Annotated in this window: 18 protein-coding genes and 2 tRNA genes; 5 read left to right on the top strand and 15 right to left on the bottom strand. The window is 41.9% G+C overall.

The features are described from left to right. Positions 1-5 precede the first annotated feature (5 nt). From INF28_RS11035 to INF28_RS10975, 13 genes are all read right to left on the bottom strand, one after another. Positions 6-911, bottom strand: a complete 906-nt coding sequence (locus tag INF28_RS11035) for an aspartate carbamoyltransferase catalytic subunit (RefSeq protein ID WP_226393515.1) — start codon at positions 909-911, stop codon at positions 6-8. A gap of 4 nt (positions 912-915) precedes the next feature. Next, positions 916-1,464, bottom strand: a complete 549-nt coding sequence (pyrR, locus tag INF28_RS11030) for a bifunctional pyr operon transcriptional regulator/uracil phosphoribosyltransferase PyrR (protein ID WP_226393514.1) — start codon at positions 1,462-1,464, stop codon at positions 916-918. Between the two features lie 83 nt (positions 1,465-1,547). Next, positions 1,548-2,477 carry an RluA family pseudouridine synthase gene (locus tag INF28_RS11025; protein WP_404815169.1) on the bottom strand — a complete coding sequence of 310 codons (930 nt, stop codon included), beginning with the start codon at positions 2,475-2,477 and terminating at the stop codon, positions 1,548-1,550. After that, entirely contained in the window at positions 2,461-2,979 is a 519-nt protein-coding gene (gene lspA / locus INF28_RS11020; RefSeq protein ID WP_226393513.1) for a signal peptidase II, read from the bottom strand. Before lspA ends, INF28_RS11025 begins: the two co-directional genes overlap by 17 nt. Before the next feature lie 73 nt (positions 2,980-3,052). Then, a complete protein-coding gene (locus INF28_RS11015) occupies positions 3,053-3,646 on the bottom strand; it encodes a DivIVA domain-containing protein (protein WP_226393512.1) in 594 nt (197 codons plus the stop codon). A gap of 16 nt (positions 3,647-3,662) precedes the next feature. Further along, complete coding sequence (locus tag INF28_RS11010; protein WP_226393511.1) at positions 3,663-4,421, bottom strand: YlmH family RNA-binding protein; 759 nt, start codon at positions 4,419-4,421, stop codon at positions 3,663-3,665. Further along, on the bottom strand, positions 4,421-4,927 hold the full coding sequence (locus INF28_RS11005) for a cell division protein SepF (protein WP_226393510.1): 507 nt from the start codon (positions 4,925-4,927) through the stop codon (positions 4,421-4,423). Before INF28_RS11005 ends, INF28_RS11010 begins: the two co-directional genes overlap by 1 nt. A 65-nt stretch (positions 4,928-4,992) precedes the next feature. Continuing rightward, entirely contained in the window at positions 4,993-5,688 is a 696-nt protein-coding gene (locus tag INF28_RS11000) for a YggS family pyridoxal phosphate-dependent enzyme (protein ID WP_226393509.1), read from the bottom strand. Next, the gene (locus INF28_RS10995) at positions 5,685-6,977 is read right to left on the bottom strand and encodes an HlyD family efflux transporter periplasmic adaptor subunit (protein ID WP_226393508.1); all 1,293 of its coding nucleotides are present in this window, start codon (positions 6,975-6,977) and stop codon (positions 5,685-5,687) included. Before INF28_RS10995 ends, INF28_RS11000 begins: the two co-directional genes overlap by 4 nt. Positions 6,978-7,368: 391 nt before the next feature. Next, the gene (gene guaA / locus INF28_RS10990; RefSeq protein WP_226393507.1) at positions 7,369-8,901 is read right to left on the bottom strand and encodes a glutamine-hydrolyzing GMP synthase; all 1,533 of its coding nucleotides are present in this window, start codon (positions 8,899-8,901) and stop codon (positions 7,369-7,371) included. Positions 8,902-8,967: 66 nt separating this feature from the next. Continuing rightward, on the bottom strand, positions 8,968-10,395 hold the full coding sequence (gene purF, locus INF28_RS10985) for an amidophosphoribosyltransferase (RefSeq protein WP_226393506.1): 1,428 nt from the start codon (positions 10,393-10,395) through the stop codon (positions 8,968-8,970). A 50-nt stretch (positions 10,396-10,445) separates the two neighbouring features. Further along, entirely contained in the window at positions 10,446-11,156 is a 711-nt protein-coding gene (gene purC / locus INF28_RS10980; protein ID WP_226393505.1) for a phosphoribosylaminoimidazolesuccinocarboxamide synthase, read from the bottom strand. A 174-nt stretch (positions 11,157-11,330) separates the two neighbouring features. After that, on the bottom strand, positions 11,331-12,689 hold the full coding sequence (locus INF28_RS10975; RefSeq protein WP_226393504.1) for an oligosaccharide flippase family protein: 1,359 nt from the start codon (positions 12,687-12,689) through the stop codon (positions 11,331-11,333). A 103-nt stretch (positions 12,690-12,792) separates the two neighbouring features. Between INF28_RS10975 and rbr the strand changes: the two genes are divergently transcribed. Continuing rightward, positions 12,793-13,329: a rubrerythrin gene (gene rbr / locus INF28_RS10970; RefSeq protein ID WP_264175761.1), complete on the top strand. Its 537-nt coding sequence runs from the start codon at positions 12,793-12,795 to the stop codon at positions 13,327-13,329. 336 nt (positions 13,330-13,665) lie between these two features. Continuing rightward, positions 13,666-14,280, top strand: a complete 615-nt coding sequence (locus tag INF28_RS10965) for a toprim domain-containing protein (protein ID WP_226393503.1) — start codon at positions 13,666-13,668, stop codon at positions 14,278-14,280. An 85-nt stretch (positions 14,281-14,365) separates the two neighbouring features. Here the strand turns inward: INF28_RS10965 and INF28_RS10960 are convergent, their stop codons facing one another. Next, complete coding sequence (locus INF28_RS10960; RefSeq protein ID WP_226393502.1) at positions 14,366-15,658, bottom strand: alpha-L-fucosidase; 1,293 nt, start codon at positions 15,656-15,658, stop codon at positions 14,366-14,368. Positions 15,659-15,794: 136 nt separating this feature from the next. On the opposite strand from INF28_RS10960, the gene INF28_RS10955 reads away from it, so the two are divergent. The 3 genes from INF28_RS10955 to INF28_RS10945 all read left to right on the top strand — a co-directional run bounded on the left by INF28_RS10955 (position 15,795) and on the right by INF28_RS10945 (position 16,884). Then, on the top strand, positions 15,795-16,616 hold the full coding sequence (locus INF28_RS10955; RefSeq protein ID WP_226393501.1) for an AraC family transcriptional regulator: 822 nt from the start codon (positions 15,795-15,797) through the stop codon (positions 16,614-16,616). A 102-nt stretch (positions 16,617-16,718) separates the two neighbouring features. Further along, positions 16,719-16,802 (top strand) — tRNA-Leu (locus tag INF28_RS10950). Between the two features lie 8 nt (positions 16,803-16,810). After that, positions 16,811-16,884: transfer RNA gene (locus INF28_RS10945), tRNA-Gln, on the top strand. 109 nt (positions 16,885-16,993) lie between these two features. On the opposite strand, the gene INF28_RS10940 is transcribed toward INF28_RS10945, so the two are convergent. Continuing rightward, entirely contained in the window at positions 16,994-17,413 is a 420-nt protein-coding gene (locus INF28_RS10940) for a YolD-like family protein (protein WP_226393500.1), read from the bottom strand. Positions 17,414-17,636 lie beyond the last annotated feature (223 nt).

Genomic DNA, 17,636 nt, shown 5'->3' with positions numbered 1-17,636 from the left:
TTTTCTTATCGTTCCGCCAGCATTTTCAAAACAGCCATTCGGATGCAAACGCCGTTAGTCACCTGATCGCAAATCACAGACTGCGGACCGTCAATCACATCCGCCGAAAGTTCCACCCCGCGGTTGACCGGTCCCGGATGCATTACAATAGCATCTGGCGCTGCCAATTTCAATCTGCGCTCATCAATTCCAAAAAACTTATGATATTCCCGTACAGTCGGGAATAACCCCTTTTTCTGACGTTCCAGCTGGATTCTCAGTCCCATGACAACATCCGCTCCATAGACCGCCCGATCCACATCACAATAAGTTTTCACACCCATCGCTTCCAAATCAGCTGGCATCAGCGTAGAAGGTCCGGCCAACACAACCTCCGCACCCATCTTATGAAGCCCATAAATATTACTTCTTGCGACACGACTGTGTTTGACATCACCAACAATGGCAACACGCAGGCCCTCTATCCGTCCTTTTTTTTCCTGCATCGTCATCAAATCAAGCAGAGCCTGCGTAGGATGTTCATGCATCCCATCACCTGCATTTACAACAGCGGCCTTTGTATACCGGGAAATCAAATGCGGTGCACCGGATGCACTGTGACGGATAATCACAATATCAGCCGCCATACGATCAATGGTTTTAGCAGTATCAATTAAAGTTTCTCCCTTTGCAACACTGCTTCCTGAAGCTGCAATGTTGGCCGCTGTCGCCCCGAGATATTTGGAAGCCAATTCAAAAGAAAGCCGGGTTCTTGTGCTATTCTCATAAAAGAGGGTAATTACGCTCTTTCCGCTGAGGCAGCTGTCTTTTTTTGAGCCCTCAAGCACCTCTTTTTTCAATCGAAAAGCCTCATCTAGTATTCGCCGTATCTCTTGTCCGGAAACATCTTTAAGCCCAAGTAAATCTTTCATGCTTTTAATAACCTCTCTTTTCAATTACGACTTCATCCAGCCCGTCCACCTCTTCAAGATGCAGGGTCACGCGCTCCAATCTGGAACTTGGCACACGTGCCCCAACATAGTCCGCACTGATTGGAAAACACCGACGGCCTCTGTCTAAAAAAGCTGCAAGCTGAATTTCAGACGGTTCATCAATATCCAACAAGGCATTTATGGCTCTATGTATGGTTTTCCCGGTATATAAAATATCATCCACCAAAATCACCGGAATCCCCGCAATAGAGAAGGGGATATCAGTCCCGTTCAGAACCGGAAACCGGGCAATCAGGTCATCGTTCGCACCATACAGTGTGATATCTAAACTGCCCGTGAACAATTCAGCATCAGTCAACTTTTGTACCCGTTTTGCCAGTCTCTCTGCCAGCGGAACACCGCGTCGGACAATTCCAACCAGCGCAAGCTGTTTTACACCCATATTTCGTTCCGCAATCTCTGTAGCAATTCGATTTAATTTCTTTTCAATTTCCTCTGCGGTCAAAATACATTTCACTGTTGGTTCTGCCATATCTATCCCTCCTTTTTTGCACACCAAAAAAGCACAAGTTTTTACACTCGTGCTTTTATTATACAACAGCAAATTTTCTTTGTCTACAAATTTCTCAAGTTTTTCAAAATTTTTTGAAAATAATCCGGCAACGGACTAGTGAATTCCATGTATTCGGCAGTTCGCGGATGGATAAATCCAACTTTATAGGCATGAAGCAACTGTCCATTTAAGGAAAATGCCTCTTTTTTAACACCATACAAAGGATCTCCCACAATGGGATGTCCGATTTTAGACATATGCACTCGTATTTGGTGGGTACGCCCAGTTTCAAGGACGCATTCAATCAACGTATAGGCTTCCAAACGTTCTAACACCCTGTAATGTGTCACCGCCTCACGAGAATGCTGCATTGTCACCGCCATTTTTTTGCGGTTTACTGGGCTTCTACCAATAGGCATGTTTACTGTTCCCGTATCTGCCGAAAACCCGCCATGTACCAGTGCCTGATAAGCACGTGTCAAACTGTGTGCTTTAATCTGCGCCGCAAGGCTTTGGTGCGCTACATCATTTTTAGCGACCAACAAAAGGCCGCTGGTATCTTTATCAATGCGATGTAAAATACCAGGGCGTTTTTCCCCGTTGATACCAGAAAGAGAAGTACCACAATGTGCCATCAACGCATTCACAAGCGTCCCGGAATAATTTCCCGCCGCAGGATGCACCACCATCCCTTGTGGTTTGTTGACCACCAGCATATCATCATCTTCATAGACGATAGAAAGAGGAATGTCCTCTGCCATAATGGGCGGTTCTTTAAGTTCCGGTACCGAAACCGAAATTTTTCCGTCTACTTTCACTTTATAGCTGGCTTTCACGGCTGAATTATCTGATAAGACACAGCCTTCTTCAATCAATTTTTGGATCCGTGATCGCGTCATTTCCGGCATATGACCTGCAAGAAACCGGTCAATTCGCATTCCATCATCTTCCGCCTTCACTGTGAAAGCAATATGCTTACACACTGGAGTCATCCTCCTGTTCTTCCCGTTCGGCTGTCTTTTCAGCTTCTTCCAACGCTTTTGCTTTTGCCTCTTCCCTGTCACTAATCAAGAAATGAATCACCAGCATCACTGCACCGACACAGATAGCAATATCTGCAACATTGAAAACCGGAAAATGAATCAGGCGAAAATCAAAAAAATCGACTACATATCCCTTTGCAAGACGTTCCACCAAATTTCCAATGGCACCGCCATAGACCAAAGCGGTCCCAATTTTCATCCAACGGGTACGAAATGTAATTTTATTATACAATATCGCAAGAACCACCAGCACTAAAACAGACACAATAACAAAAAACCAGCGTGCATCAGAAAACATGCCAAATGCAATGCCTTGATTTTCCACGTAGGTTAAATGAAATACATTTTTCCACAACGGAATCGTATCAACACTTTTTAAATGCAGCTCTGCTACGAGTTTTGTCATAATATCTATGATCAGAACCGCAATACTTAACACAATATATCCCATAATCCATCCTCCGAAGCCCGCTGTTTTGATCCGAAAAAAAGGGACACAAAGTGTCCCGTGGACGAACTTTTATTTATTTTTCACGGGCCACATATTCTCCCGCCTCGTTTTTCTCTACCAGCGGGATTTCATCGGTATCCTGTTCAGACTGCTTATCCTCTGCAGAACGCAGGTTTTTTTCATAAACCGCTTTCGCCTCCTGTATGGTTTCTTCATCAATCTGTATCTCAGAATAATCCTTAATAATATCTAACTGCGCATTTAAAAGAGAAACCACTTTTGCGCGAAAGACCTCAACACTACGTTTCATTTGTTCATACTGATAAGTCACCCGCGCCACATCTCCAGCAGCATGATTGATAATTTCAGCAGCCTGATTTTCCGCATCTTTAATTATATTTTCAGCCTTACCGTAAGCATTTTTCTTAACATCCTCTCCGCTACGTTGAGCAACACTCAAGGCATTCTGCAGAGTATCTTCCATGGACTTATACTGTTTGACAGCATCAGAGAGCATACCTATCCGTTCTCTCGCAGTCAGATTTTCCTTATACAGCTTTTCATAATCATCACAAATATCCTGCAAGAATTCTTCTACTTCGTCCACATCATAACCACGCATACGGCGCTTAAAATTTCTGTCTCTAATATCCTGGGGTGTAAGCATGCTCCATTCCTCCTATCTACACATAACGGGAGATGGTGATACTATACCTCCCTTTCCGCGTCATACCGCCAATTTCTGAAAGCCGCATTCGTCCAAACCCACGTACCGACAGCACTGCGCCTTCTTCAAGCATATTTGATGTTTCCTCCGTCGGCTCAAAATTTACTGTAACCATACCGCCTCGAATCAACTCTGACGCTTTGCTGCGGGAAATTCCCAAAGCAGTCGACAGCACGCTATCTAGCCGCAAACTAGCAACCGTTCCTACAATATTCTTTACTGGCCGCTCTGGTATTTCTATCTCCGTCAAAGCGCATTGACATACCGTAACACCTCGCCGGCCTATTTTAGACAAATTCTGTAACACATATACCGCAATCTCTGGCTTCATAAAAACAGAAGCACCGCTTTCGGAAACCAAAATATCTCCGATATTTTCACGGGCAATTCCCAGCCCCATTAAACTTCCCAAATAATCACGATGGGATAAGTCCGCAAGCTCTCTGCCGGTAATCTGCAAAGCTGCAATATAGTCTTCCGGCGCTGCCAAATAATATTCCGGACAGCATACCATCAACGTGCGCTCAGCCGATTCATATCCTCCATCAAAAAACATTTGCATATCTGAATCAGGGAAGACAGATTTTTCAATTAAAACTCTCTGATACGGATTTAAAAAACCCAATGTCTTTATGTCATATCGTTTTCTGGAGAGCTGCAAAGCATCTTCTGCACGGGAAATCCACAGTTTGTCTTCTGCACTGACCGCGCTCATCAATTCCCCCAGGGGAAATTACCTTTACTGCCAGTCAGGTCATCTCCCATAATACCCACATTGTTGGGTGCAATTAGAAAAATACCATTAGAAACTTTTTGAATATCTCCATCCAATGCATAAACGGCACCGCTAAGAAAATCCACTATTCTGCGAGCAACTGCTTTATCTACAGACTCCAAATTAACTACAATCGGTTTTTTGCTTTTCAAATGATTCGTAATATCCCTCGCTTCTTCAAAGCTGGCAGGCTGAATCACTACTACCTTCATTTGCTGGGGAGCGTTATCATGCAATTTCACCACTCGGCTGCTTCTTCTGGAAGCCAACCGCTCCACAACAGGTTCATCATCATAATCCGTCACTGGATCTGCTTGGTCATCTGCATAATAATCACTGTCATATCCATCTTCCGTGTCAAAGCCAACAAAGTTTAACATCTTGTTCATGAAATTATTCATTCTCTGCTCCATTCCGCCGCTGTGCCCCGGCAAATTTATTTTCATCCCTGCCCGCACATTTCTTTAGCAGGTATCATAAAGAGAGTAATCTCTGGTTTTTTCAAGTAAAATTATATCTTTGTATTTCTTTCGCCAAAAATTCCGGATCCGATCCGAACCATGGTGGCTCCTGCTAAAATTGCCGCCGTATAATCATGGGTCATCCCCATGGAAATCTCCTGCATAAATACACCAGGGATCTCCATTTGTTCAATTTTTTTTGCAAGTTCCTGTAATTTGGCAAACAATGCCCGGTTTTCATCTTCCGAGAAATCTTTTACAGAAATGGTCATCAATCCCAAAATTCTTATATGTGGCAACAAACTGATCTTTCTACATAAATCTGGTGCTTCTTCTGGTGAAACCCCCGATTTTGTGCTTTCTCCAGAGATGTTAACCTGTATCAAAACATCCTGTATTTTGTCAATAGCCGCAGCACGTTTTTCAATTTCTTCTGCCAAAGCCAAACTATCTACCGAATGAATTAAGAAAGCTTTATCAATGATCAGTTTCACCTTATTTCGCTGTAATTGGCCAATCAAGTGCCACCGCACATTGGGTACCTCAACAAACTTTTGGGCAAGTTCCTGCGGCCGATTTTCTCCAAAATCCCGAACGCCGCAAGCTACCGCTTCACGAATCATAGAAACCGGCTTTGTTTTGCTGACAGCAATCAAACGGATACTTTCAGGCTTTCTTCCAGCTGTTTCAGCCGCACAGCGCATTTGTTCCCGCACCATATTCAAATTGGCTGCAATGTCCATCATCTCACGACCTTACCATCTTCCAAATTTTTTGCTTCCACAATAACTTCATCATAAATCTGAAGCTTATATTCTGACCCAGTATTAGTCACAGGACTCACTATGGCCCATTCACCATTTTTATACTTCACATCCACGGGCACAAACCGCGCAACATCCAGACGCAAAACAAAAACACCCGTTTGATCGTTCTGTACGTGCAGAGCCTGCGCCGGAAGTTTGATTCCTTCCGCACTGGTGGTAACAATTTCAGCAGAAGCACGGCTGGATGCGTAAATCCCGTTTACATAACGATTTGTATAAATACTTACAGCGACCTTTCCTCGTTCTTCCTGGGACAGTGCCCGTACCGTTCCATAAACAGAAGTATCAGAAAGATCAAAAAACCGCAGCCGAACCCCTTGACCAACCTTTAAATTCTGTGCCTGATCTGCATCAATGTTGGCGCCAAAATACCAACCGTAGTTATTAACAATTTTACAAACAGGTTCTCCCTGTGTTACTGTTTCTTTTCTTTGTAATGCTATTTGATCAAGGCTCTCTAAATAAGAAGGCGTTACTGTCTCTGCCGCCTCCATACTGAGTTTATCCTCCATTCCATCAATCCGAGAAGAAAATACACCTGGAGTCTGTGCACGAAGTTCCATTTTTGCACCGCCCGTACTATTTTCCAATTCCTGTAATTGCTGTTTCAAATCTTCCAGTTCAGATGCAAAATCCACATCACCCCCGGATTCCATAGCATGCTTTTTTTCTATCAACAGATTCAATTCTTCTTTTCCTTCTGCTGCTAGATTCATATCATGCGAGCTTCGCAAATCAGAAAGATCTCTCGCCGCTGCCGCAATTTTCTGTTCCACCATCACGCTGTTATCAGCATATGTATTCTCAGATGCCACGCTATTTTCAAATCTTGCAATTTTATCACTCAGTTCTTGTATTTTCTGAGAACGTTCCGCATCATACTGCCCGGTATAAACATATCCAATCAGCTGTCCCTCATTTACCCTGTCGCCCTCACTGACACGACATTCCAGATATCCGCTTGCCGGAGCATTAATCAAAGTCTGCTCCCGAAAAACATAACCATCTGCCAAGACTTCTTCTTCTACAGTTCCTTTGAGCGCGATTGTAGTTGTCACTCCACTGTACAAACTGAAAACAATAGAAATTACAAGGTAAAGAAGAACCGCAGCCACAGCTCCTCGTATCATCCAAGCACGCTTCTGTCGTTTACGCCGAATCGTGCGCCGTTCAGTAATCCGGTCTGTGCTGTCATTAGATTTTGCCATCCGAATACCTCCCTGCGCTACATATAAAATTCTTTTTTAAAAAACGCCCAAAAGAATAAGTTTATTATACCATTCTTTCACGAACTGTAAACAAAGATTTTTAATTTGTATCAAAAATGTAATAATATCGTAACACTTTTGGGGAGACGTTCACAAAATTAAAAAGATTTGACTCGGTGCCAGCTTTCCTGCCATAAAATAATTATTTTATTCACAGTTGAAAAAAATAGATAAGCATTTAATATTTACAAATAAGTATATTATAATATATAAAAAACTAATAAACATTCATCATATTTCAAAGTAATACTCCAAAACTATTTAGGAATTGTACCACAATGCCAAAACCCCGAAAATCCACTGCTTATGCGGATTTCGGGGGTTTTTCATTTTATTCCCATTCAATAGTGGCTGGCGGTTTTCCTGTAATATCATAAACAATGCGATTGACATGTTTCACTTCGTTAACAATACGGCGGCTCACCGTATCTAGTACTTCATAGGGAATGCGCGCCCATTCACCTGTCATAAAATCCGTTGTAGTCACCGCACGCAGTGCAATCGTATAATCGTAAGTACGCTCATCTCCCATAACACCTACTGAACGCATATCCGTAATCACTGCAAAATATTGGTTAATCTCTTTTTGCAAGCCAGCTTTTTCAATTTCTTCCCGAAAAATGGCATCAGCATCTTTGAGAATATTCAATCTAGGTTCTGTAATTTCACCAATGCAACGGACCGCAAGACCAGGTCCTGGAAACGGTTGACGCCACACAAGATGTTTTGGAATCTCCAATTCTTCTCCCAATTTTCTTACTTCATCCTTAAACAGATTACGCAGGGGTTCAATAATTTCCTTAAAATCTACATAATCCGGAAGTCCTCCAACATTATGATGGCTTTTAATTACAGAAGCATCCCCGGCTCCACTTTCAATCACATCCGGATAAATGGTCCCCTGCACAAGATAATCAATTTTCCCTATTTTCTTTGCTTCCTCCTCAAAAACACGAATAAACTCTTCACCAATAATTTTTCGTTTTTGTTCCGGATCTGCAACGCCAGATAAACGATTCAAAAATCGTTCTGCGCAATTTACACGAATCAAATTAATATCAAATTGCTCCCGAAAAATTTTTTCAACTTCGTCGCCCTCATTTTTTCGCAGCAAACCATGATCTACAAAAATACAAATCAGTTGTTTTCCTATCGCCTTGTGAAGCAATACGGCCGCGACACTGCTATCTACTCCGCCGGAAAGCGCGCAAAGTACTTTTTTATCGCCGATTTTTTCTGAGGCGTACGAAATATACTTTCGTGCATAATCCGCCATATTCCAATCACCATGGCATCCACACACTCGGTAAAGAAAATTTCGGATCATGGTGCTTCCAAACGGAGTATGATTTACTTCCGGATGAAACTGAACGCCGTAAAACTTCCGTCCGGTATCCTGAAAAGCCGCGATGGGACAATCATCCGTATATGCCACAACTTCAAAACCTTCCGGCACTTCTTCAATACGGTCCGTGTGACTCATCAAACATTCCTGTTTTCCCTCTATGTCGTTAAATATGGGGCTTTTTCCAAGGCGAACATCAATGACACCATACTCTCTCGTTGCCGCACGGCGAACACATCCGCCCAGCATCATACTCATCATTTGAGCCCCATAACATATCCCCAAAACCGGTACCCCTAATTCAAATACACCTGGATCTACTTTAGGCGCATTTTCATCATAAACACTATTGGGACCACCAGTAAAAATAATTCCCTTTGGTGAATACGCCCTAATTTCCTCTGCGGTTTTAGAGTATGGCAATACCACACAGTACACATTGGCTTCTCTGACTCGGCGGGCAATCAGTTGATTATACTGTCCACCAAAATCAATCACCACCACAGTTTCGTTCTCCATAATTTTCCTCCTCTTCTTTCTTCAATCAATAAGGGACGGCAATACTCGCCGTCCCCTGTGCATTTTTCACCTGTTATCCTCTTCCGGAACATAAACGGGGTAATTTCCCGTAAAACAAGCATCGCAACAACCCAGCCGGCAATTAGGTGCCAGATTTTGCATTGCATGAATCGAAAGATATGCCAGAGAATCAGCACCGATACGTTCGCAAATTTCATCTACAGACAGCTGGCACGCAATCAGCTTGTCCCTATTATCAATATCGGTCCCGAAATAACACGGATTTAAAAACGGCGGAGAAGAAATTCTAACATGGACTTCTTTTGCCCCTGCCTCACGAAGCAGAGTGACAATCCTCCGGCACGTCGTCCCGCGCACAATCGAATCATCCACCATAATCACGCGTTTACCGGCGATTGATTCTCTCATTGCATTCAATTTAATGCGGAGCGCAGCCTCACGCTCAGCCTGGGTAGGCTGAATAAAAGTACGACCAATATATCGATTTTTAATAAAACCTACACCATACGGAATTCCGGATTCATAAGAATATCCCAAAGCCGCATCTAATCCTGAATCCGGGACACCAATTACAATATCTGCTTCCACCGGACTCTCCTTTGCCAAAAACTTTCCAGCATTCAAACGGGCACGATGTACACTTTCACCATCAATCACACTGTCTGGCCGGGCAAAATAAATGTATTCAAATACACAAAGTGATGTCTTCTGTCCACACATATCGCGATATGAGTGTAATCCTTCTTTATCCACTACCAAAACTTCACCCGGTTCCATATCACGGACATACTGCGCATTAACCGAATCCAGCGCACAGGTCTCAGAAGCAAATACCCATGAATTCTTTATTTTCCCAATACAAAGCGGCCGGAACCCCTGGGGATCTCTCGCAACTACCATACGCTGTGGTGTCATTATGATCATGGAATATGCGCCAGTAATCTCGGTCATAATCTTCATAACTGCCTCGGCTGTGGAATTTGTACGGATTCGTTCCTTAGCCATCAAATGAGCAATAATCTCACTGTCGTTTGTCGTCTGAAATATCGCGCCCTGCTCTTCCAATTCTTTGCGAATCTGAGCCACATTGACAAGGTTTCCATTATGCGCCAAAGCAAAGGATCCTTTTTGATAACGAGAAACCAAAGGCTGGGCATTTTCCCGACGGCTGGCACCTGCCGTTGCATAGCGGACATGTCCAACAGCGGCAAACCCTTGCAGTTCTTTTAAAACTAACTCGTTAAAAACCTCCTGCAAAAGGCCCATATCTTTATATTGAACAATCTGTATTTTACCATTTTCATCCCGATTATTCACGGCAATGCCGCAGCTCTCTTGTCCCCTATGCTGAAGTGCATACAGCCCGTAATACGTCAGCCGCGACACATCCAGATTATCACCGTTATCATACACTCCAAAGATGCCGCATTCCTCATGCAGAGAATCTACACCGAAAATATCTTGTTGTTTCACAGAAACACCTCCGCTAAATTTTTGAAAATCTAATTATTCTGCAAAAGCTCCTACATACCCATAAGTCGTTTCATAATTTCCTGATAGGCATCTTCTACATGTCCTAAATCTCTGCGGAAACGGTCTTTATCTAGTTTTTCATTTGTTTCTACATCCCAGAATCTACAAGTATCCGGAGATATTTCATCCGCCAAGACAATCGTTCCATCGGATGTTTTTCCAAATTCAAGTTTAAAATCAATCAGTTTGATTCCAAGCTTCAAAAGGTAGGCCTTTAAAATTTCGTTGACTTTAAATGCATATTTCGCAATCAAATCAATTTCTTCCTGCGTTGCCAACCCCAAAGCCAGCACATGATAGCTGTTAATCAGTGGATCACCCAATGCATCATCCTTCAGACTAAATTCCAGAGACGGACACAGCAACTCTTTTCCTTCTTCCACTCCATAACGCTTGGAAAAAGATCCTGCAGCTACATTACGCACAATGACCTCAAGCGGAACAATTGTTACTTTTTTCACCAATGTTTCCCGGTCAGACACTTCCTCAATCAAATGGGTAGGTATTCCTTCCTTTTCCAGCATTTTCATGAGATGATTGGTCACCTTATTATTAATAATCCCCTTGGATTCAATGGTACCTTTTTTTTCACCGTTAAATGCGGTAGCATCGTCCTTATAATCCACCATCAAAACTTCAGGATCATCTGTTTTAAACACTTTTTTTGCTTTTCCTTCATACAACTGCTCCAGCTTTTGCATTTTCATTCCTCCTAAATTGATTGAAACTCCAAACTAAGCCACTATAAATATACTTATTTATTGTAGTATAAAAATTTTTAAAATGCAAGAAAATTTCACAGATTTCCGCATACTTCCTAAAAAATTGTCAATCTGCACAAATTCATATAAAAAAACAAAGCTGGAAAACAAATATTATACATGCCTTTTTCTTAAAAAATTTTTAAAACCAGGAAACTCTTCCAAGCTTTTTATCAGTCCGGAATTTCTAATTGCTTTCCGCATGGTCAGTGTACAGGTAAAAAGGTTACTTGCCGCAATGACTCCCAGCAGAGCTGGCATACCATAACGTGGTACCAGCACAAAAATTCCCAGAAGCCGTAAAAAAGAATCTGACAAATTATACGCCAGCAATGAAAATTGCCGTCCCAGGCCATTAAGGACAGCGCAGGAAAGGGAATCAAGAAACATCAGCGGGCACAGCACCGACAATCTCTGCACAGCTGGTGCAATTGAGGGTGCATGGAAAATTCCCTGTGAAAGCTGATCCGAAAATAACTGAAATACCAGTAAAACACCACATCCTGCCACAAGACCAAACCCGTATACTTTCTTTACCAGCCTGCCCAAGCGTTTCGGATTTGCCGAAGCATTGGCCCGGGCAATTTCTGGAACAAGCAACGTTGTCACTGAACCTGCCAGCGTCAAAGGAAAAACCAACATCGGCATAACCATTCCGTGAATCATTCCAAGGCTGCTAATTGCTTCTGCATGGCTCATGCCAAAACGTTTAAATGCCGACACAATCCAGACTTCTTCCTGCATTCTCAAAGAAGATCCCGTCAAAGAAGTAAGCATAGCAGGGAAGGAAATTTTGACCAATGAACGAAGTATTCCTTTTCGGATTGTACACGCTCTTAATTTTTTTGCTTCTTTTTTAAAAAAAAGCGAAAGATATAGACAAGAAGAAAATTCCCCTATACTGATTCCGCAAAACACCGCGGTGCATCCGTATCCAATTCCCCTTGGCAACATCCATTTAAGTAATAAAGTTATAATACAGCATTTTACCGCCTGTTCTACAAATTCCGAAGATGCCGGGATAATTGTTTTTCTTGCAGCATAAAAATATCCTTTTAAGCAATAGGAAATTCCCATAAACAAAATACTTGGTACCAAACAGCATAAACTAGGCGCTACTCTACTGTCACCAAGGATAGATCCAGCAATCCACTCTGCGCTCACCAAAGTAAGTAAGATAACCAAAAGACTTAGACAAGTGACGCCATAAACAGCTATTTTCATACACTGCCGCACTGCGCCATAATCTTTTTTCTCCAAATATTCCGACACCACTTTAGAAACTGCAACCCCTAAGCCTGCAGTCGAAACCGTCAACATAACCCCATGAAAACCAAATCCCAGAGATAAAAGGCCCATTCCTTCCGTCCCCAAACTTCGTGAATAAAACGCCCGAAACGCAAAATCGAAAGATTTTGCCATGATTCCGGAAGCACCTAAAATCATCGCATTTTTCAAAACCTGATTTTTCATTGTCCTACACCTCGCTTCTCTTTTCAATATATGAAAAGAAAAGATTGACAAGACCACAACCTGACGGTATAATAAAATTACTTTTTATAAAGGGGGTATCATTATGGAATTAAAAGGAAGCAAAACCGAAGCAAACTTATTGGCCGCTTTTGCCGGCGAGTCACAGGCCACAAATAAGTACGCCTATTTTGCATCGAAAGCAAAAAAAGACGGCTATCAACAAATTGCAGCCATTTTTGAAGAAACTTCACACAACGAAAAAGAACACGCTAAAATTTGGTTTAAGCTTTTAAATGATGGCATCGGTAATACCGTTGAAAATCTGAAACACGCCGCAGAAGGCGAAAACTATGAACATACTGATATGTATCCCACTTTTGCCAAAGAGGCACGGGAAGAAGGCTTTGATGAAATCGCAGCACTATTTGAAATGGTGGCTGCTATCGAACAACATCATGAAGAACGCTATTTAAAACTACTGGGCAATATTGAGAATAACCTAGTCTTTGCACGTGGCGAGGAAACGGTCTGGGTCTGCCGCAACTGCGGGCATGTGGCTGTAGGAAAAACGGCACCTCTGGTTTGCCCAACTTGCAAACATCCCCAAGCATACTTTGAGATACAGTGCAAAAATTATTAAAGGGAAGAGGCGGTTTTCCGCCTCTCAGCGTGTCGATAAAGTATCGACACGCTGGCAGATGCCGAAAAAGGAAGTTAGATTTTCCGTAATCGCTTTCGTCGGCGTACAAAGGTACGGTAGAGAGCGATTGCGGGAAAAGCAAGCAATGACGCCGGTTTCTCGATGAATCCGGCGTCATTTTATACGACAACATAAAGTTTATGAAAAGGAAGCGCATTTTGCTTTTATCATCTCGATTGCGGTATAACGACTTTTTCGACAGTCTGAGAGGCGGTTTTCCGCCTCTTTTATCTCTTCTAAACAAAAAAGGATTTTATCGAAGCGGGAGGCAATCTCATGATTCATATCAAAGAAGCTATTATAGTAGAAGGCAAATATGATCGGGAACGCCTGAAAAAAGTTACAGATGCGCCCGTCATCTGTACAGGAGGCTTCCGCCTTTATAAATCTCCCGATCTCATAGAAAGCATTCGTCATTTGGCGCAAACCCGTGGAATTATTATTTTAACTGACTCAGATCGAGCCGGTTTTCGCATCCGCAATTATTTAAAACGACGCTTGGGCAATCAATGTTCTATAAAAAATGCGTATATTCCAGCAATTCCAGGGAAAGAACGCCGCAAGGAAAAGCCCGGCAAAGAAGGGCTACTGGGAGTAGAAGGCATGGACTATTCTGCTTTAGAAAAAATACTAGCCGCTGCAACGGAAATGAATACAGTTGCTACAGAACAAGTGCGTCTCGTCACCAAAGCCGACCTCTTTGCAGACGGTTTCTCCGGCCATAATGACAGCGCTGCCCGTCGAGCACAGCTTGCCGCACAGCTGCATCTTCCTCCCCGTATTTCCACCAACGCCCTGCTTGAATTATTAAACAAAACCGGAGGTTATCCTGCTTACCAAAAAGTGATCCAGGAGTATTATGCTAACCAAAAAGAACAACCTTTAAAGTAGACTTTTCATGCGCAGTAAAAAGGATGCCTAAATTAATGAAATTCATTAAGGCACCCTCTATAAGCTATCCTGATTATTTTATAAATTATTTTAATTTAAGTCGGATTACCGTATCAATCGGATCTGGAAGCTGAACATCATGCAGGTCTATAAACAGTTCATTCGGATACTTAGCAGAATTCCACGGTCTAGACATGGATAATTCCGCACCGTCCGCCTGCATTCTTGCATATTCCACCGCATTTGCCATTCCTTCGACAACCAAAGAAGACGTAAAAATATCATATACATGCGCATATAAAACATCGTCTTTGCGGGTATAATATCCCCAGGCCGGTTTTGGTAATCCAGCATTACCGCATCCATAAATGCTCTCCCCATTTTCGTGCATCCATACACCAATTTCTTCCAGAATTTTCTTAGAGGCAGGCGGGATTTCTCCTTTTGCATTCGGCCCCACATTTAACAATAAGTTTCCGCCTTTTGAAACACAGTCCACCAACATACGGATTACCGTTTTGGCAGATTTATAATTATGATCGAAAACTGCATATCCCCAATGGTCATTCAAGGTCATACATGCTTCCCATGTCACAGGATCTCCTTTACCATTTGTCACTCCAGCAGGCGGGACGATCTGCTCCGGCGATTGAAAATCACCTGCATACATAGGCAAGATATCTTCCTGCAGCGCATCATTGATTGCTGCGTCACCCGATAAACGGTCATTTAAAATGATATCGGGTTGTAGACTACGAATCATCTCTACCAATTCAGTTCCGCGCCATGCTTCTCCATAAAGCGCATTATAGGAAAAATCAAACCAAAGAATATCAATCTTACCATAATGGGTCAACAGTTCCCTTACCTGATTATGTAAATATGTAACATAGTTATCAAAATTACGATTCTCGTTTCCATATTCAGGATTGTCCCGCATTGGATGCTGGCGATCGCCATAGTGGGGGTAATCAGGGTGATGCCAATCAAGCAAGGAATAATAAAAACCTATTTTGATTCCCTCCGCACGGAATGCCTCAACATATTCTTTGACCAAATCACGTCCTGCTTTGGTATTCGTGGCTTTGTAATCGGTATAAGCAGAATCAAAAAGACAAAAACCATCATGATGCTTTGTCGTTAAAACAGCATACTTCATACCTGCTTGTTTTGCCAGCTTTGCCCACTTTTTAGGATCATAATATACAGGGTCAAATTCATCAAAATATTTTTGATACTCTTCTACCGTAATTTTTTCTGTGGATCTCACCCACTCTCCCCGCGCCGGAATGGCATAAAGCCCCCAATGAATAAACATTCCAAATCTCGCCTCACGCATCCATGCAGTACGTTCCCATCTTATTTCCTGATCTGTCATTTTTTCGTCCTCCTCTTTAACCATTGATTTTAAGAATTTTTCTTGACAAATATCATAATCGTAGTATATTATTTTTTCAAGGGAAAAAATTATCCTTCATAAGGAAAAAACTAACCTAACAAAAGGAGGATATGCTATGAGTGAACTGGCACCTTCCGATTTTTTTCTTGATTTCTATTATGGTGATTTAACGCACTGCGGCGCATCATGGCAAGGTTATCACGAAAAATGTACCTACAGCAAATTTTATTTTATTATTGATGGTCATTGCTGTATACAAACACAAAATGAAATATTTGATGCTCAGCCCGGCTGTTTACTTTTGATCCCTGCCGGAACGGAGCATTCTTATTTTCATACGGACACACGATTTGTCACCAAGTATTGGTTCCATTTTCATTTAGCCATTGGCGGAAAGGAATTTTTATCCAAACTCTCCCTTCCTCTTATGGTTCATGTGTCCAAAACAGAATCTATAGAAAATCACTTCTGTGAAATTTTGAAATTATGTGAAAATCCGCATTTTTCCTCCCAAGTTCAACTGAAAGCAGAAATTTTACAGTTAACCGCATTTTACATGGAACAATCCGGATATGACGGAAAATGGACAACCAGTGAAAGTACCTTATTAGAACAACTCAAGCAATATATTGAAAGCAATTATACCCAACCTCTCACATTAAAAGAATTAGCTGATTTTGCCCATCTACATCCGAATTACCTGATTCGTTTTTTCAAAAAAAACATTGGTGTTCCCCCTATGCGATACATTATGCAAGTAAAATTAGAAAAAGCAGAATCTTTATTGGAAAACACCAATATTCCCGTTAGCGAACTGGCAGAACTCTTAGGGTTTTCTGACATGAATCATTTTTACAAGCGATTTAAATCTTATGCCGGAAAATCTCCTACAGAATTTCGTTCTTCTTTTCGTAAGATAAAATCTGATATAAAATAAAAAAATTAGAAAAAAAGCTTGACAAAACCAATATATTCTATTATACTGTATTAGTCGGCTCTTTCGGGAGAATGTTAGCAAAACCCTCACGAGCCTAACGATGCGAGCATGCTGGAACCGGCAGACAGGCACGTTTGAGGGGCGTGTGCTTATGGCGTGTGGGTTCAAGTCCCACTGCTCGCACCATTATATATTGCCTGATTGTGTAAGGGTAGCACAAATGACTCTGACTCATTTTGTTCGGGTTCGAATCCTGATCAGGCAGCCATATCGGAACAAGTATATCTTGTTCCGATTTTTTTTAATAAATATATATATCTGTCGAGGATCCTTTTTGGTATATATAAAAACGGCTGCAGTTGTTTACTGCATGCCGCTTATATCTCCTCTTCTAAAAAATAGATTTCACAGATATCTTGAAGCGGGATTTTCCTTTCGTCTAAGAAATAGACCATTTTTTCATATTCGTCCACTCTTCGCACACGGCCGCTTACCGTCAGATATTTCCCACCTTCTTTTTTGTCATCCGGTAAAAAATAAGTAATTTGCACTTTTGGATGATCGAATATACCGTCTTGCAGCCGTCGAAGGTTTTCATCTAACACCGAAAGCTCATATTCGCCCAATTCCATTCTTTCCTCTGTCAACCGCGCTGTTTCCTGGATTGCTTCCTCATATCCAGAGAGGGCAGCAAACGGCGAAAACTGTGCCGCACGATCTATTGTCGGCATAGGTGGATGTGTTTTAGAAACAGGATGTGGCAAATGGATCAGGTCATCATAATTATCGTCTTTCATTTTTCTTCCTTCCCATCATGGTTTTCATTCAAATCAACGCAAAAATTCATGGAATGACTCAGATGTTTCGGCAAATACCTGATTAGCCGAAAGCATTTGGATCAACGCTAAAAAAGTAGACACAAAGATGCAATATATGATATAATAAAAAAGACACAAAAAAGGAGAGATACTATGGGTACAAACAATTATACAAAATATGACGAAGATTTTAAAAAATCAC

It is taken from the genome of Ructibacterium gallinarum (assembly GCF_014982785.1).
Classification (GTDB): Bacteria; Bacillota; Clostridia; order Monoglobales; family Monoglobaceae; genus Ructibacterium; species Ructibacterium gallinarum.
The sequence above is the reverse complement of the archived record's forward strand: the minus strand, read 5'-3'. Positions and strand labels throughout refer to the sequence as shown.

Excerpts from the sequence above, each read along its gene's own strand:
- INF28_RS11025 (WP_404815169.1), bottom strand. The coding sequence starts at position 2,477 with ATGACTCCAGTGTGTAAGCATATTGCTTTCACAGTGAAGGCGGAAGAT.
- INF28_RS10955 (WP_226393501.1), top strand. The coding sequence starts at position 15,795 with ATGAGTGAACTGGCACCTTCCGATTTTTTTCTTGATTTCTATTATGGT.
- guaA (WP_226393507.1), bottom strand. The coding sequence starts at position 8,901 with ATGGAGAACGAAACTGTGGTGGTGATTGATTTTGGTGGACAGTATAAT.
- INF28_RS10960 (WP_226393502.1), bottom strand. The coding sequence starts at position 15,658 with ATGACAGATCAGGAAATAAGATGGGAACGTACTGCATGGATGCGTGAG.
- INF28_RS11035 (WP_226393515.1), bottom strand. The coding sequence starts at position 911 with ATGAAAGATTTACTTGGGCTTAAAGATGTTTCCGGACAAGAGATACGG.
- pyrR (WP_226393514.1), bottom strand. The coding sequence starts at position 1,464 with ATGGCAGAACCAACAGTGAAATGTATTTTGACCGCAGAGGAAATTGAA.
- INF28_RS10975 (WP_226393504.1), bottom strand. The coding sequence starts at position 12,689 with ATGAAAAATCAGGTTTTGAAAAATGCGATGATTTTAGGTGCTTCCGGA.
- purC (WP_226393505.1), bottom strand. The coding sequence starts at position 11,156 with ATGCAAAAGCTGGAGCAGTTGTATGAAGGAAAAGCAAAAAAAGTGTTT.
- rbr (WP_264175761.1), top strand. The coding sequence starts at position 12,793 with ATGGAATTAAAAGGAAGCAAAACCGAAGCAAACTTATTGGCCGCTTTT.
- INF28_RS11005 (WP_226393510.1), bottom strand. The coding sequence starts at position 4,927 with ATGAAAATAAATTTGCCGGGGCACAGCGGCGGAATGGAGCAGAGAATG.
- INF28_RS10965 (WP_226393503.1), top strand. The coding sequence starts at position 13,666 with ATGATTCATATCAAAGAAGCTATTATAGTAGAAGGCAAATATGATCGG.
- INF28_RS11010 (WP_226393511.1), bottom strand. The coding sequence starts at position 4,421 with ATGAGCGCGGTCAGTGCAGAAGACAAACTGTGGATTTCCCGTGCAGAA.
- INF28_RS10995 (WP_226393508.1), bottom strand. The coding sequence starts at position 6,977 with ATGGCAAAATCTAATGACAGCACAGACCGGATTACTGAACGGCGCACG.
- INF28_RS10940 (WP_226393500.1), bottom strand. The coding sequence starts at position 17,413 with ATGAAAGACGATAATTATGATGACCTGATCCATTTGCCACATCCTGTT.
- INF28_RS11000 (WP_226393509.1), bottom strand. The coding sequence starts at position 5,688 with ATGATGGACATTGCAGCCAATTTGAATATGGTGCGGGAACAAATGCGC.
- lspA (WP_226393513.1), bottom strand. The coding sequence starts at position 2,979 with ATGGGATATATTGTGTTAAGTATTGCGGTTCTGATCATAGATATTATG.
- INF28_RS11015 (WP_226393512.1), bottom strand. The coding sequence starts at position 3,646 with ATGCTTACACCCCAGGATATTAGAGACAGAAATTTTAAGCGCCGTATG.